We start from the raw sequence: 1,129 nt of genomic DNA on the forward strand, positions 1-1,129 counted from the left end.
CTGACCTAGTCGACCAGTCCTTCTTGAATCCCCTGGCAGACGCTGGGGGGTTTTTCTGCTTTTCATAGAACGTAGCCCAGTTGCTCAAGGGAATCGGTGTCCCAAAGGATCTGCCCATCCAGAGCCATTCTCCCCTGCACCGGCATTCCAACTTGAGCCTCTAGGCGTGGGATCAAAGCTGCATCCAGCTCCTCCAAAGCTTGGGGATCCTCGGTTTCGGGCAGGGATCCGACCAGCACCCAGCCCAAGTTGCGGACCTTGGCTTGGCGCATCAGGGCGGCAAAGGCGGTTGCTTGGCTCAGGGCGGCCTCCCGTCGCAGCGTTAAGAGCAGGCTAAACCCCCAAGCATGGGCCAAATCGGCCCAGGTTTGGCCTGGCTCCAGGGGATCGGCGACACTGCCCGGCAGAACCAGGAGGGGATTGGTTGCCCGCTCGCCGATTTGTTGCCAGAGGGCCTTGAGCTGAGCTTCCGAAGGGTTGGGATCCACCCTGAGCTGGACTCAAGGTCTCTGGACCACCTCTTGCCAGGCGCTGGCCACTGCTGCGGCTCCGGGGATCCCCGTCCAGGTATCGGCCACCATCACCCTCATGAGTTCGGATCCCCCACCTCAGACTCCCAGAGAGTGAGAAACTCCAGCTGGACCTCGAAGCCAAACACCAAAGCCATATCCCGCAGCATCGAGAGGGATCCCAGTTTCTGCTGCTTGAACCACCGCATCAACACAAAGAGATTTCCAGCGCTTCTGGGTTGTAAACAATGCCCTCGCGAGGGTTGAATTGATGGGGCACCAACATGGCTGCGTAACGGGCCAGCTCTCCTTGGCGCCAGTTGAGGAAGTAGGGCATCCAGGGGCAGACCGTGTCCCAACGAATAAACCACAGGCGCACCTCCGGGATCTCCGACAGCTCGCGCGGATCGTCGGGGCTGCGCGGCCAATCGATGGCGCATTACACCTGCTGGGCAGCCCGGACAGGATCCGCCATCAACGTTTTCAACAGCTCATGGCCCGGGGTTAAATCCAGAGCTTGAATGGCTTTAGCAGGAAGGTAGAAGGTAATCGGCACGACGACACAGCTACAGCCTGTTAAGGGCTCAAGGGGTACAATAGCAGCACTTAGCAAACCAACT

The 1,129-nt window shown here is 59.3% G+C and carries 3 protein-coding genes and 1 pseudogene; all 4 read right to left on the reverse strand.

Annotated features, from left to right (window positions below):
• Positions 1–62 precede the first annotated feature (62 nt).
• Entirely contained in the window at positions 63–488 is a 426-nt protein-coding gene (locus GG26_RS13605) for a hypothetical protein (protein WP_011430137.1), read from the reverse strand.
• Positions 489–586: 98 nt separating this feature from the next.
• Positions 587–718, reverse strand: coding sequence for a hypothetical protein (locus tag GG26_RS13610; protein WP_255322549.1), 132 nt, complete (start codon positions 716–718; stop codon positions 587–589).
• Positions 718–888, reverse strand: a complete 171-nt coding sequence (locus GG26_RS13615) for a chlororespiratory reduction 6 domain-containing protein (RefSeq protein WP_240527377.1) — start codon at positions 886–888, stop codon at positions 718–720. The genes GG26_RS13610 and GG26_RS13615 overlap by 1 nt, the downstream gene beginning before the upstream one ends.
• A gap of 60 nt (positions 889–948) precedes the next feature.
• Positions 949–1,129: pseudogene (locus tag GG26_RS13620) on the reverse strand (hypothetical protein); the annotation flags it as partial.

This window comes from Synechococcus sp. 'PEA 65AY6A-5F PE A', assembly GCF_047462575.1.
GTDB lineage: Bacteria > Cyanobacteriota > Cyanobacteriia > Thermostichales > Thermostichaceae > Thermostichus.